The sequence below is a fragment of the Streptomyces sp. CRCS-T-1 genome, from assembly GCF_024442335.1.
In the GTDB taxonomy this organism is placed as follows: domain Bacteria; phylum Actinomycetota; class Actinomycetes; order Streptomycetales; family Streptomycetaceae; genus Streptomyces; species Streptomyces koelreuteriae.
This window is the reverse complement of sequence record NZ_CP101651.1, coordinates 164017-177870: the sequence shown is the minus strand read 5'-3', so window position 1 is coordinate 177870 and position 13854 is coordinate 164017. Positions and strand designations below refer to the sequence as shown.

The 13854-nt window shown below is 71.5% G+C and carries 8 protein-coding genes; 7 read left to right on the top strand and 1 reads right to left on the bottom strand.

Annotation, left to right across the window (positions count from 1 at the left end; genetic code table 11):
• Positions 1-34: 34 nt before the first annotated feature.
• Positions 35-2005: a potassium transporter Kup gene (locus NNW99_RS00775; RefSeq protein ID WP_215116630.1), complete on the bottom strand. Its 1971-nt coding sequence runs from the start codon at positions 2003-2005 to the stop codon at positions 35-37.
• Positions 2006-2308: 303 nt separating this feature from the next.
• On the opposite strand from NNW99_RS00775, the gene NNW99_RS00770 reads away from it, so the two are divergent.
• From NNW99_RS00770 to NNW99_RS00740, 7 genes are all read left to right on the top strand, one after another.
• The gene (locus NNW99_RS00770) at positions 2309-6586 is read left to right on the top strand and encodes a HAMP domain-containing protein (RefSeq protein WP_215116629.1); all 4278 of its coding nucleotides are present in this window, start codon (positions 2309-2311) and stop codon (positions 6584-6586) included.
• A 67-nt stretch (positions 6587-6653) separates the two neighbouring features.
• Positions 6654-9122, top strand: coding sequence for a SpoIIE family protein phosphatase (locus NNW99_RS00765; protein ID WP_215116628.1), 2469 nt, complete (start codon positions 6654-6656; stop codon positions 9120-9122).
• Positions 9123-9306: 184 nt separating this feature from the next.
• Positions 9307-9561: a hypothetical protein gene (locus tag NNW99_RS00760; RefSeq protein ID WP_215124093.1), complete on the top strand. Its 255-nt coding sequence runs from the start codon at positions 9307-9309 to the stop codon at positions 9559-9561.
• A complete protein-coding gene (locus NNW99_RS00755) occupies positions 9561-11843 on the top strand; it encodes a cation-translocating P-type ATPase (protein ID WP_215116627.1) in 2283 nt (760 codons plus the stop codon). The genes NNW99_RS00760 and NNW99_RS00755 overlap by 1 nt, the downstream gene beginning before the upstream one ends.
• Positions 11840-12367, top strand: coding sequence for a copper chaperone PCu(A)C (locus NNW99_RS00750; protein WP_215116626.1), 528 nt, complete (start codon positions 11840-11842; stop codon positions 12365-12367). The genes NNW99_RS00755 and NNW99_RS00750 overlap by 4 nt, the downstream gene beginning before the upstream one ends.
• Positions 12368-12376: 9 nt before the next feature.
• The gene (locus NNW99_RS00745; protein WP_215116625.1) at positions 12377-13090 is read left to right on the top strand and encodes a hypothetical protein; all 714 of its coding nucleotides are present in this window, start codon (positions 12377-12379) and stop codon (positions 13088-13090) included.
• Between the two features lie 114 nt (positions 13091-13204).
• Positions 13205-13849: a sigma-70 family RNA polymerase sigma factor gene (locus tag NNW99_RS00740; protein ID WP_251057662.1), complete on the top strand. Its 645-nt coding sequence runs from the start codon at positions 13205-13207 to the stop codon at positions 13847-13849.
• Positions 13850-13854 lie beyond the last annotated feature (5 nt).

Genomic DNA, 13854 nt, shown 5'->3' with positions numbered 1-13854 from the left:
TACCCCGAGCAAGCCTGGCTCCCCGGGCGGCGCGCTACACCTCGATCTGCGAGCCCATGATGACCGTACGGTCGCGGGGCAGGCCGAAGTACTCGGCGGCGTCGGCCGTGATGTAGGAGGTGGCGACGAACAGCCGCTTGCGCCAGGGCGCCATCGTCGGGGCCTTCCCGCGCCGGATCTCGATCTTCGACAGGAAATAGGACGCCTGGTCGAGATGCAACGGCCCCTCGGTGTCGGCCGGATCGAGCAGGGCCAGCGTGCCCGGCACATCCGGCGTCTCCATGTAGCCGAACCGGGCGGTGACATGGATGATCCCGTCGTCGGCGTACCCGAGGTCGTCCACGGCGACCCGCCGGTCGGCCTGAACGCGGGGCACGGGCTCGGTCTTGATGGACAGGATCACGACATGGTCGTGCCGCACCCGGTTGTGCTCGACGTTGGCCACCATCGCCAGAGGCGCGGTCTCCTTCCCCCGGTTCAGGAAGACGGCCGTGCCGGGCGCCCGGACCGTCGGCTCGTCCCCCGAGCGGAGGCGTTCGATGAACTCGGGCAGCGGGCCCTCCTGGCGCGCCCGTTCCGCGGTGACGAGCTGCCGGCCGCGTTGCCAGGTCGTCATGACGGTGAACGCGGTGAGACCGATCAGCAGCGGCAGCCACGCGCCGTGCACGAGCTTGGTCATGTTGGCCGCCACGAACAGCAGGTCCACGAAGAGGAGCACGCCCGCGCCGATGCCGAGCAGCCACCGGGGTGTACCCCACTTGGCGCGGGCGACGTAGAAGAACAGCAGGGTGGTGATGGTGATGGTGCCGGTGACCGCCATGCCGAAGGCGTAGGCCAGTGCCTCGGAGGCCCGGAAGGCGAAGACCAGGGTGAGGACCGAGACCATCAGGAGCCAGTTGATCCAGGGGACGTAGATCTGGCCGATGGTGGATTCGGAGGTGTGTGCGATGCGCAGCCTCGGCAGATAGCCGAGCTGGGCCGCCTGGGAGGCGACCGAGTACGCCCCGGTGATCACCGCCTGGGAGGCGATCACGGTCGCCGCCGTGGCGAGCACGACCATCGGCCAGCGTCCCCAGTCGGGCACGAGCAGGAAGAACGGGCTGCTGATGTTGTCCGGGTCGTCGAGGATCAGGGCGCCCTGGCCCATGTAGCTCAGCACGCACGCGGGCAGCACGAGGAACAGCCAGCCCCGGGTGATCGCCCGGCGGCCGAAGTGCCCCATGTCGGCGTAGAGCGCCTCGGCGCCGGTGACCGCGAGGACGATCGCGGCCAGCGCGAAGAAGGCCGTACCCCAGTGGCCGAACAGGAAGCCCAGCGCGTACGTCGGCGACAGGGCCTTGAGGATGTCCGGGTGGTCGGTGATGCCGACGACGCCGCAGGCGCCGATGGCCACGAACCAGATGATCATGACCGGGCCGAACACCCGGCCCACGGCCGCGGTTCCCCTGCGCTGCACCAGGAAGAGGAGCACGATGATCACCGCGGTGATGGGCACGACCGCGTCTTCCAAGGACGGCTGGACGACCTTGAGGCCCTCGACCGCGGACAGCACCGAGATCGCCGGTGTGATCATGCTGTCGCCGAAGAACAGCGACGCACCGAAGATGCCGAGCGCGGCCAGTGCGGCGGCGGCCCGGCGCCCACGCTGTGAACTCCACCGCCGCAGCAGGGTGATCAGCGCCATGATGCCGCCCTCGCCGTCGTTGTCGGCGCGCATCGCCAGCAGCACATAGGTGACCGTGACGATGATCATCACCGACCAGAAGACCAGGGACACCACCCCGTAGACGTTGTCCGTGCTGACCGGCACCGGGTGCGGGTCGCTCGGATTGAACACCGTCTGCAGGGTGTAGATCGGGCTGGTCCCGATGTCGCCGAAGACCACTCCGAGAGCACCGATGACCACCGCGAGCCGCACCGTGTCGTGCGTGGCCGCCCGCCGGTCCTCCAGTGCCGGCGACGGGGACCCGTCGTCCGACGCGTTTCCCTGCCGGCGATCGGCCATGGCGCTCCTCCTCGTGCGGGCGGCTGAGCCGCGGACCCGGGGCATCGGGGCGGACGATACCCACCCCCCGGCACAACCGTGGGTAGGGGCGCCTCGTCGTTTCGCGCGGCGCGGGGCGGCGACGACTGGAGGCCTGGGCGCGGCGTGGCCGAGTCGGTGACCGGAGACTCGCCGGTCGACCTTCAGCCGTTGTCGCGTGACAATACTTGCCGGAATCAAGTCCGGGGCCGGCCTGGCCATACGATGAGACCTTCGTAGGCGGCCGGTGGGGGAACGCCGTGGGCGTTCGGGGAGAGGCAGAGCATGGACAAGGCGGGTACCGCGATCCAGGATCCGAGCGTAGTGCCGGGGGAGCCGGAGCTACGGCGGTTGCTGGCCGGGCTGACGGCGGTACGCGACGGCGACTTCGGCACCCGGCTGCCGGAGGAGGCCGGCGGCCTGCTCGGCGAGATCGCGTCCGTGTTCAACGGCATGGTCGACCAGCTCTCGCTCTTCACCTCCGAAGTGACCCGAGTGGCCCGAGAGGTCGGTACCGAGGGCACGCTGGGCGGCCAGGCGCAGGTCCCCGGGGTCTCCGGAACCTGGGCCGACCTCACCGACTCCGTCAACGCCATGGCCGGCAACCTGACCACCCAGGTGCGTGACATCGCCCAGGTGGCCACCGCCGTCGCCAAGGGCGACCTGTCCCAGAAGATCGACGTCGACGCGCGCGGCGAGATCCTGGAGTTGAAGAACACCATCAACACGATGGTGGATCAGCTCTCGGCGTTCGCGGACGAGGTGACGCGTGTGGCGCGGGAGGTGGGTACGGAGGGTCGGCTCGGTGGTCAGGCGGACGTCAAGGGTGTGCGGGGCACCTGGCGGGATCTGACCGACTCGGTGAACTTCATGGCGGGGAACCTCACCGGTCAGGTCCGCTCCATCGCCCAGGTGGCCACCGCCGTCGCCAAGGGCGACCTGTCCCAGAAGATCACCGTCGATGCCCGGGGCGAGATCCTGGAGTTGAAGAACACCATCAACACGATGGTGGATCAGCTCTCGGCGTTCGCGGACGAGGTGACGCGTGTGGCGCGGGAGGTGGGTACGGAGGGTCGGCTCGGCGGCCAGGCCGACGTCAAGGGCGTGCGGGGCACCTGGCGTGACCTGACCGACTCGGTGAACTTCATGGCGGACAACCTCACCGCCCAGGTCCGCTCCATCGCCGAGGTGACCACCGCCGTGGCGCAGGGCGACCTGTCGCAGAAGATCCGTGTGGACGCGCGGGGCGAGATCCTGAAGCTGAAGGAGACCATCAACACGATGGTCGACCAACTGTCGTCCTTCGCCGACGAGGTCACCAGGGTCTCCCGTGAGGTGGGCACCGAGGGCAACCTCGGCGGCCAGGCCACCGTGCGCGGGGTGTCGGGCACCTGGAAGGACCTCACCGACAACGTCAACGTGATGGCCTCCAACCTGACCGGGCAGGTCCGCTCCATCGCCCAGGTGGCCACGGCCGTGGCCCGCGGCGACCTGTCGCAGAAGATCACCGTGGAGGCCAAGGGCGAGGTCGCCGCACTGGCGGGCACGATCAACACCATGGTCGACACCCTGTCCGCCTTCGCGGACGAGGTGACCCGCGTGGCCCGCGAGGTCGGCACCGAGGGACGCCTCGGCGGCCAGGCCCATGTCCCCAACGTCGCCGGGACGTGGAAGGACCTCACCGATAACGTCAACTCGATGGCGAACAACCTGACCGGGCAGGTCCGCAACATCGCGCTGGTGACCACGGCCGTCGCCAACGGCGACCTGTCCAAGAAGATCGACGTCGACGCCCGCGGCGAGATCCTGGAACTCAAGACCACCATCAACACCATGGTCGACCAGCTCTCGTCGTTCGCCGCCGAGGTCACCCGCGTGGCCCGGGAGGTGGGCAGCGAGGGCCGGCTCGGCGGCCAGGCCGAGGTCGAGGGCGTCTCGGGCACCTGGAAGCGGCTCACCGAGAACGTGAACGAGCTGGCCGGCAACCTGACCCGGCAGGTCCGGGCGATCGCCGAGGTGGCCAGCGCCGTCGCCGAGGGCGACCTCACCCGGTCGATCACGGTGGACGCCTCCGGCGAGGTGGCCGAACTCAAGGACAACATCAACGCGATGGTGGAGTCCCTCCGCGACACGACCCAGGCCAACCAGGAACAGGACTGGCTGAAGTCCAACCTGGCCGGGGTGTCCTCCCTCATGCAGGGACACCGGGACCTGGACATCGTCGCCGAACTCATCATGGACGAGCTGACACCGCTGGTCTCCGCGCAGTACGGGGCGTTCTACCTGGCCGAGGAGACCGGCACCGGCGTGGAACTGCGGCTCATCGGCTCCTACGGCTACCCCGCCGACAGCGACCGCCTGGAGCGCATCCCCCTCGGGCACACCCTGATCGGCCAGGCGGCCCGCAGCCGCCGCACCATCACCGTGGACGAGGTCCCCGCCGACTACGTGACCATCTCGTCCGGGCTCGGCAGGACGACACCGGCCTCGCTGACGGTGCTGCCCCTCACCGTCGAGGAACAGGTCCTCGGCGTCATCGAGCTGGCCTCGGTCACCCGGTTCACCCAGATCCACCAGGACTTCCTGGAGCAGCTCAGGGAGACCATCGGCGTCAACGTCAACACCATCCTCGCCAACGCCCGCACCGACGAACTGCTCGGCGAGTCCCAGCGACTGGCCGAGGAACTGCGCGTCCGCTCCGACGAGTTGCAGGCAGGCCAGGGCGAGCTGCAGCGCTCCAACGCGGAGCTGGAGGAGAAGGCCACCCTGCTGGCCACGCAGAACCGGGACATCGAGGCGAAGAACCTGCAGATCGAGCAGGCCCGCCAGGAGCTGGAGGACCGCGCCAAGCAACTGTCGCTGGCCTCGAAGTACAAGTCGGAGTTCCTGGCCAACATGAGCCACGAACTGCGCACCCCGCTCAACAGCCTGCTCATCCTCGCCCAGCTCCTCGCGCAGAACCCCTCCCGGAACCTGACGCCGAAGCAGGTCGAGTACGCGGGCATCATCCACTCCGCCGGCTCCGACCTGCTGCAGCTCATCAGCGACATCCTCGACCTGTCGAAGGTCGAGGCGGGCAAGATGGACATCGCCCCCGAACGCGTGCCGCTGCGCCGCCTCCTGGACTACGTCGAGGCCACCTTCCGGCCGATGACCACCCAGAAGGGCCTGACCTTCGCCATCACCAGGGCCCCGGGCGCGCCCGCCGACCTGGTCACGGACGACGCGCGGCTGCGCCAGGTGCTGCGCAATCTGCTGTCCAACGCGGTGAAGTTCACCGAGCGGGGCGGCGTCGAACTGCACATCGAGCCGGCCGCCGACGACGACGTACCCGAGATCGTGCACCGCGGCGGGCCCGTGGTGGCCTTCCGCGTCGAGGACACGGGCATCGGCATCCCCGAGCAGCAGCTGGAGACCATCTTCGGCGCCTTCCAGCAGGCGGACGGCACCATGAGCCGCAAGTACGGGGGCACCGGCCTCGGCCTGTCCATCACCCGGGAGATCGCCCATCTGCTGGGCGGCGCGGTGACCGTGGACAGCAACCCCGGACAGGGCAGCACCTTCACGCTCTACCTTCCGGTGGCGCGCGCCGACTTCGAGGACCTCTCCGCAGTGCCTCGGCCCGACGGGACGCAGGAAGACGACAGCGCCGTCGGTCCGGCCGAAGGACAGCGCCCGGGGACGGCTCTCGCGCTGCCGGTACCGCACACGCGGCGGCTGCTGATCGTCGAGGAGCGGGTGCGCGGGCTGCTCTCCGTGGTCGCCGAGAGCGCCGTCGCCGACCTGGACCACAGCCGTGCGGCGCGGGATCAGCACGACGCCGTGGAGATCGTCACCGCCATGGACGCCCAGGAGGCGGCCTCCGCCCTGGCCGCCGGGCCGTGCCACTGCGTCGTCCTCAGCATGGATCTGCCCGACGGCGAGGGCCCGCGGCTGCTGGAAGCCGTGGACGGCGACGCCGCGCTGGCCACCGTCCCGGTCCTGGTCCACAACAACCACCGTCCGAGCGCGGCCCAGGAGGCCGACCTGCAGGCCCGGGCCGACAACCGCCCCCTGGAGGTGCTGTCGAGCCTGGACGAGCTGAAGGAACGGATCACCCTGCATCTGTCGGCCGAGCAGCCCGGCGACGTGGTGCCGCTCGTACGGATGGAGGAGAGTCTGGGCACGGCCCCCGAGGTCGACATCACCCTGGCGGGACAGACGGTGCTCGTCGTCGACGACGACGCCCGCAACCTGTTCGCCCTCAGCGGCATCCTCGAACTCCACGGCCTGCGGGTGCTGCACGCGGAGAACGGCCGCAAGAGCATCGACATCCTCACCGCGCACCCCGAGATCCGGCTCGTGCTGATGGACGTGATGATGCCGGAGATGGACGGGTACGCCGCGACCGCCGAGATCAGGAAGATGCCCGAGTACCGGGGCCTGCCGATCGTCGCGGTCACCGCCAAGGCCATGCCGGGCGACCGGGAGAAGAGCCTGGCGGCCGGCGCCAGCGACTACGTGACCAAGCCCGTCGACGCCAACGACCTCATCGCCTGCGTGCGGCACTGGCTGTCCGCGTGACGCCGAAACCCACCGACATCACGACGCCTCCCACACGGTGTGCGGGTCAGAAGGAGCAAGCGTCCACGTGAGCAGCACCGATCTGTCCGGGGACCCCTCCCGGGACGATGAGCCGCGACGGCACGCCGCCGCGGAGGGCCTGCCGGCCGCCGAGGCCGCCGGAGGCGACGTCATACCGGCGGCCGAGCCGCCCGGCGGACCGCTGGCCTCTCCGGTCGGCCGGCTGGCCGTCACGGTGGAACGCCTGCGCCACGAGGTGCAGGCGGCGCACGCCGCGGCCGACGGACGCGCCCTCATGGATCTCGCCAAGGGCGTGCTCGTCGAACGCCTGCACTGCGGTCCCGCCGAAGCCGCCCGGCAACTGGCCGAACTCGCCGAACAGTCGGCGATGACGCCGCTCGAACTGGCCGTCGACATCATCAACCAGGCGGCACGCGACCGCCTGACCGAGGTCGCGGTCGACTTCGCGACGGCGGTCCGGGGCACCCCGCCCGCCGCGCCGGCCGCCGTGTCCGCCGTACGGCTGCGCACAGCGGAGAGCAGCGCCCTGGCCGCCGAGGACACCCAGGCCGTCGCCGACTCCCTGCTGCAGCACGCGCTGGAACCTCTCGGGGCGACCGGCGTGGCGATCTGGGCGGCCGGCGCCGACGGCTCCCTGACCCTCGCGGGCAGCTCCGGGTTCCCCGAGGGCGAGGCGGAGCGCTGGTGCTATGTGCCGCCGGGCGTGGCGACCGTCGCCCGCACCGCGCTGACCGAGCGCCGGCCCGAGTGGATCCGGTCCCTGGCAGCGTCCGGGCCGCCGTCCATCGGCCGTACCCATCACCCCGACGGCGGAAGGGTCGCCGTCCCCACCGGAGTGGGCGGACGGATCCACGGCGTGCTCGAGATCTGCTGGCCGACCCCGCTGGTCCCGCAACCACCCGCTGTCGTCCGGCAGTTCGAGGCGCTCGCGGAACTGTGCGCGCACACCCTGGAGATCCACTCGCCCTCCACCCTGCCGCTCGACGGCCCTCCGCTGAGGTCCGGCCTGTCGGAACTGGCGGACCTGGCCGACTCGCTGTACGACCCCACGCTGGTGCTCACCCCCCAGGTGGACGACACCGGACATCTCACCGACTTCCGTATCCACCACGTCAACCACCGCTTCCGCGACCCCGCGGGACGCCCCCGCAGCACCGTCGACGGCGCCCTGCTGCTGGAGGCGTACCCCCTGGCAGCGGACGAGAACGGCCTCTTCAGCCACCTCGAACGGGTCTACGCCACGGGCGAGCCGTTCCGGGCCGGCCACATGACACTCACCGCGCTCGTGGACCAGGTGCCGCTGTCCTCCGTCGCAGAGGTCAGCATGACCCGACACGGCGACAGCGTGCTGCTGATCTGGCGCATCGAGGACGAGATGGCCCGCCTGGCCAATCTCCTCGAACACGCGCAACGCCTCGGCCGGATCGGCGGTTTCGAGGAGAACTTCGTCACGGGCGAGATCACCTGGAACAGCCAGCTCTTCGCCCTCTACGGCCGCGCGGAGACCGACGGGCCCGCCCCCGTCGAGGAACTGCGGGCCCACGCCCACCCGGACGACGCCGTCACCATCGGCCGCTTCCTGCGGACCGTGCTGCACCACCGCAAACCGGCGTCGGCGGCCTTCCGCCTGCTGCGCCCGGACGGGGTGACCCGCCACATCCGGGTGGTCGCCGAACCCGTCGTGGACATCGACGACAGCCTCCTCGCCGTCCGGGGCGCCTACCAGGACGTCTCGGCCCAGCACTGGACCGAGGTAGCCCTCGCCGCCACCCGCGACCAACTCGCCCACTCCGAACAGCAGTCCGCGGAGCGGAACCGACTGGCCCTGCAACTGCAACAGGCCATCATGCCCTCCACGGCGGCACCCCTCGACGCGCCGGGACTGCGCACGGCCGTGCGCTACCGGCCCGCCGAGACCGATCACCTCGTGGGCGGCGACTGGTACGACGCCGTGGTCCTGCCCTCGAAGCACATCCTGCTGAGCGTCGGAGACGTCGCCGGGCACGGCATCGAGGCGGCCACCAGCATGGTCGTGCTCCGCAACGCCCTGCGCGGCCTCGCCGTCACCGGAGCGGGCCCGGCCCAGCTGCTGTCCTGGCTGAACAGCGTCGCCCACCACCTCTCCGACTCGGTGACGGCGACCGCAGTCTGCGCGCTGTACGACCCCTCGAGCCGGGTCCTGCGCTGGGCCCGAGCCGGACATCTGCCGCCGGTCCTCGTACGGGACGGTCAGGCGACGACCCTGCCCCTCCTCAAGGGCCTGCTGCTCGGCGCCGCGTCCGACATCACCTACCAGGAGGAGGAGATGCGGCTGGAGATCGGCGACACGCTGCTGATGTACACCGACGGACTGGTGGAACGCAGGGACCGCTCCATGGAGGAGTCCCTGAAGCACCTCCTGGTGACCGCCAGTGCCAAGAAGACCACCCTCGACCAGCGCCTCGACCATCTGCTCACGTACAGCAGGTCCGACACGGACGACGACACCTGCATCATCAGCATCGAGGTCATGTAGATCGAAGCCATGGAGGCGGCCTCAGGCTGTCGCGCGTCAGAGGCGTGTCCGGAACGCGTGCTCCGGCCTCGTGTGACACGCGCCATACACAGCCTCGGGAACTCATCTGACGGCCCGTCCGACCTCTGAACCGGTGCGGCGCGATCCGAGCGACGTCGTACGACGTGACCTGGAGACGCGGTTGATGGACGAGGCTCAGCAGTCCCCTTCGAGCGGCGTGGGCGCGGGCCTGCGGAGAGCGGCGCCTCCGCCCGCGCTCTGCGGCTTCCTCCTGCTGCTGGTTCTGATCTTCGCGGTGTCCTACGCCGTCGGCGTCGGCGCCGGCCCCGTCGCACCCGGGATGCGCGGCGACAGCACGAGCCGCGACGGCGGCGAACCGGGCGGTCACGGTGGCGGCGGCATGGGAGACATGGATGGCATGCAGGGGGGACACGGCTGATGGGCGCTGAAGCGGGGACGGTCCTGGTGACGACCGACCTGACCGTCGGCGGCATGACCTGCGCTGCCTGTGTGACCCGGGTCGAGAAGAAGCTCGGCAAGCTGGACGGGGTCACCGCGACCGTCAATCTGGCCACCGGCATGGCCCGCGTGAGTCATCCGGCGGACATCGGCCCGGAGGAACTCGTCGCCACCGTCGAGAAGGCCGGCTACACCGCCGCCCTGCCCGAGCCGCCCAGGAAGGCGGAGGAGCCGGCGAGCGACGACGGCGGCGATGCCGAGGGCACCCGGCAGGAACGGAACCGGCTCGTCGTCACTGCCCTGCTCGCGCTGCCCGTACTGGTCCTGTCCATGGCGCCCGCCTTGCAGTTCCGCAACTGGCAGTGGCTCTGCTTCGCACTCGCCGCGCCCGTGGCCGTATGGGGTGCCTGGCCCTTCCACACACGGGCGGTCCGGGGACTGCGGCACTCCGCGGCGACCATGGACACGCTCGTGTCGCTGGGTGTGGTGGCGTCCTTCGCCTGGTCGGCGTACGCGCTCTTCCTCGGGGGCGCCGGCGACCCCTGGATGAAGATGCCGTTCACCCTTGTACCCACCGCCTCGGACGGCGTCGCTCACCTCTACCTCGAAGCGGCCGTGGGTGTACCGCTGTTCGTGCTCGCCGGGCGGTTCCTGGAGGCACGGGCCCGGCACGGGACGGGGGAGGCGCTGCGGTCGCTGGCCCGGCTCGCGGCCAAGGAGGTCTCCGTCCGGACGGCCGACGGCTCGGAACGGCTCATCGACGTCGAGGAGTTGAGGGCCGGACAGGTCTTCCTCGTACGACCGGGCGAGCGGGTCGCCACCGACGGGGAGGTGACGGAGGGCAGTTCGGCCGTGGATCTGTCCCTGGTCACCGGCGAGAGCGAACCCGTGGAAGTCGGACCGGGATCGGCGGTGGTGGGCGGAGCCGTCAACGCCGGAGGGCTGCTGCTCGTCCGCGCCACGGCCGTCGGCGCCGACACCCAACTCGCCCGGATCACCCGGCTGGTGACCGAGGCGCAGGCCGGGAAGGCGCGCGCCCAGCGGCTGGCCGACTCGGTGGCCGGGGTGTTCGTGCCGGTCGTGCTCGCTCTGGCCGTCACCGCGCTCGGCTTCTGGCTGGGCGCCGGCGCCGATCCGCAGGCCGCGCTCACCGCGTGCGTCGCGGTCCTGGTGGTCGCCTGCCCGTGCGCGCTGGGCCTCGCCACACCGACCGCGCTGATGGCCGCGACCGGCCGGGGCGCTCAGTTGGGCGTGCTCGTCACCGGCCCGCAGGCCCTGGAGGGGCTTCAGCATCTCGACGCCGTCGTGCTCGACAAGACCGGCACCCTCACCACCGGCCACATGACCGTCGCCCGGATCACGGCCGTAGCGGACGGGCTCGGAAAGGCGGCGGTACTGCGGCTGGCGGGCGCCGTGGAACAGGGGTCGGAGCATCCCCTGGGGCGGGCCGTCTGCGCCTGCGCGCGGCGGGAGCAGGGCGAGCAGAGGCTGCCGGAGGTGAGCGAGTTCAGCGCGCTGCCGGGGCGCGGAGTGCGGGGGCGCGTCGAGGGGCGGCTGGTCGAAGTCCTCGCCCCCGACGACGACCTGCCCGGCGAACTCGTGGACGCCCTGGCCGGGGCCGAGGACGCCGCGCGTACGCCTGTCGTGGTCCGCGTGGACGGCAGGGCCGAGGCCCTGATCGAGGTCGGGGACGTCCTGCGGCCCGGCAGCTACCGGGCCGTGGACCGGCTGCGGCGCCTCGGAGTACGGCCCGTCCTCGCCACCGGCGACCGTGAGGCGCCCGCCCGGGCCGTCGCGCGGGCGCTCGGCATCGAGGAGGTGCACGCCCGCCGCACCCCCGAGGACAAGGCCGCTCTCGTACGGGACCTGCAGGAGCAGGGGTACCGGGTCGCGGTCGTCGGGGACGGTGTCAACGACGCGGCCGCGCTGGCGGGTGCCGATCTGGGCATCGCCATGGGCGGCGGCACGGACGTGGCGGCCGGCGCCGCCGATGTCACGCTCGTGCGCGGCGACATCGAGGCCCTGGCGGACGCGGTCCGGCTCGCCCGGCGCACGCTGGCCACGATCCGCGCCAACCTGGTGTGGGCCTTCGGCTACAACGTCGTCACCGTCCCGCTGGCCATGGTGGGTCTGCTGAACCCGATGCTCGCCGCCGCGGCGATGTCGGCCAGCTCGGTGCTGGTCGTCGCCAACAGCCTGCGGCTGCGCGCCTGGCAGCCCTCGCCCTCGGCCTCCGCCGCCGCCCGGAGGCACACCCGATGACCGGACAGCTCCCCTGGCGCCCGACCCGCCGCCGGCTCACCGACACCCTCGTCGCCGCGGTCGCACCCGTCGCCGCGTGCGGGCTCGCCCTCGGCGGACTGAGCCTCTGGACCGCCTACGGCAACGCCGGCACCCCGGCCTCGATCAAGGTCACCGACGGCAGGATGTTCGCGCCCACCGGTAGCACCCCGGACACGGCGGCCTACTTCCGCATCGCCAACAGCGGAGGCGCGCCGGACCGGCTGCTGAAGGTGACGACCGCCGGAACCGGCGACCGCGGGCCCACCCTGAGCCGCCACGTCATGACGAGTTCCAACACGGCCTCCGACCGCACGGTGTCCTCGGTCGGAGTCCCGGCCGGAACGAGCCTCGCGATGTCACCGGCGAGCCTCGGCGTGATCGTGCCGGTGAGGAAGGGCGGCTGGCGGACCGGTGACCTCGTCGCCTTCACGCTGCACTTCGAACGCGGCGGGGCGGTGAAGACCCTCGCGGTGGTGGTCCGACCCGGACAGGACCGTGGGTGAGCGGGCGTCATGACCGCTGGGTGGTGTGCGCGCACGGTGCGGGCCGCGGTGTTCGCGGCCCTCTGCGTGCTGCTCGCCGCCCTCGGGCACGTACTGATGTCGGGCTCCGCCGTGCCGTGGTGGACCCTGGCCGCCGGGTTCGCCGTCACGAGCGGCGCCGGCTGGGCGCTGGCGGGCCGTGAACGGGGCTTTCCGCTGGTCGTGACGGTGGTCGTCGTCGCGCAGGGGACGCTCCACTCGGCCTTCTCCTGGGGCCAGTCGACGGCGCCGGGCTCCGGCACAGGTGCCGGGGTGCCGTCGGACATGGGCTCGATGGGCATGGGATCCATGGGCATGGGCCACGCGGCGCACGCCCAGCACATGGGCCACATAGGCCACATCAGCCACATGGGCCACATCAGCCACATGGGCCACATGGGCCACATGGACCCTATGGCCCACGGCACCGGCGACCCGTCGTCGCTCGGCATGCTCGCCGCCCACCTGCTGGCCGCTCTGCTGACCGGTGTGTGGCTGGCGTTCGGTGAACGGGCGGCCTTCCGTCTTCTGCGGGCCGTCGCCGGCCGGCTGGCCGCTCCGCTGCGGCTGCCGTTGCCGCTGCCCGTCCCGCCCCGTCGGCCCCGCCTGCGGCCGACGCGTGAACGTGCGGAGCGGGTCCCGCGGCTGACCTTCGCGTACACGATCGTCTCTCGGGGGCCTCCGGCCGGGACCGCTGTCGTCTGAGACAGCCGGCTCCGTCCCACTCCCGTCCAGGGCCCCTTCGGCCGTGGCGTGCTCAACCATGCCACCACCCTGCCGAACCGGCCCCGGATCACCCGAGAACGAGAAGGACATCAGGTGATCACTCCTGTCCGCGACGACCGCGCCACGGCCTGGGCTCTCGCCGCCCGGACCGGCGACCCCGACGCCGTCGACCGCTTCGTACGCGCACTCCACCCGGACGTCGTCCGCTACGTCACCTACCTCTCCGCCGACCGTCAGGCGGCCGACGACCTGACGCAGGACACGTTCCTGCGGGCGCTCGGCAGCCTGCACCGGTTCGAGGGGCGCTCGTCGGCACGCACCTGGCTGCTGACCATCGCGCGCCGCACGGTCGTCGACAGCCTGCGCTACGCCGCCACACGGCCGAAACAGGCCGACGTCGACGACTGGACGGCATGGGTCGAACGCGCCCAGCCGACCGGTCTGCCCGGCTTCGACGACGGCGTGGCCCTGCTCGACCTGCTGGACGCGCTGCCCGCGGAGCGCCGTGAGGCGTTCGTCCGCACCCAACTGGCGGGACTGCCCTACGACGAGGCGGCCCGGGCGGGCGACTGCCCCGTGGGCACGATCCGTTCGCGGGTGGCACGGGCCCGGGCGGCCCTCGTCACGCTCCTGGAGGAGGCCGAGAAAGCCGGCGCGGGCGGGGAACTCGAGCCCGTCCCCGACCGACTACTGGTCCGACACGACAGTCCCAGGGCGAAGGCGGTTCGGAACAGGTGAGAGGC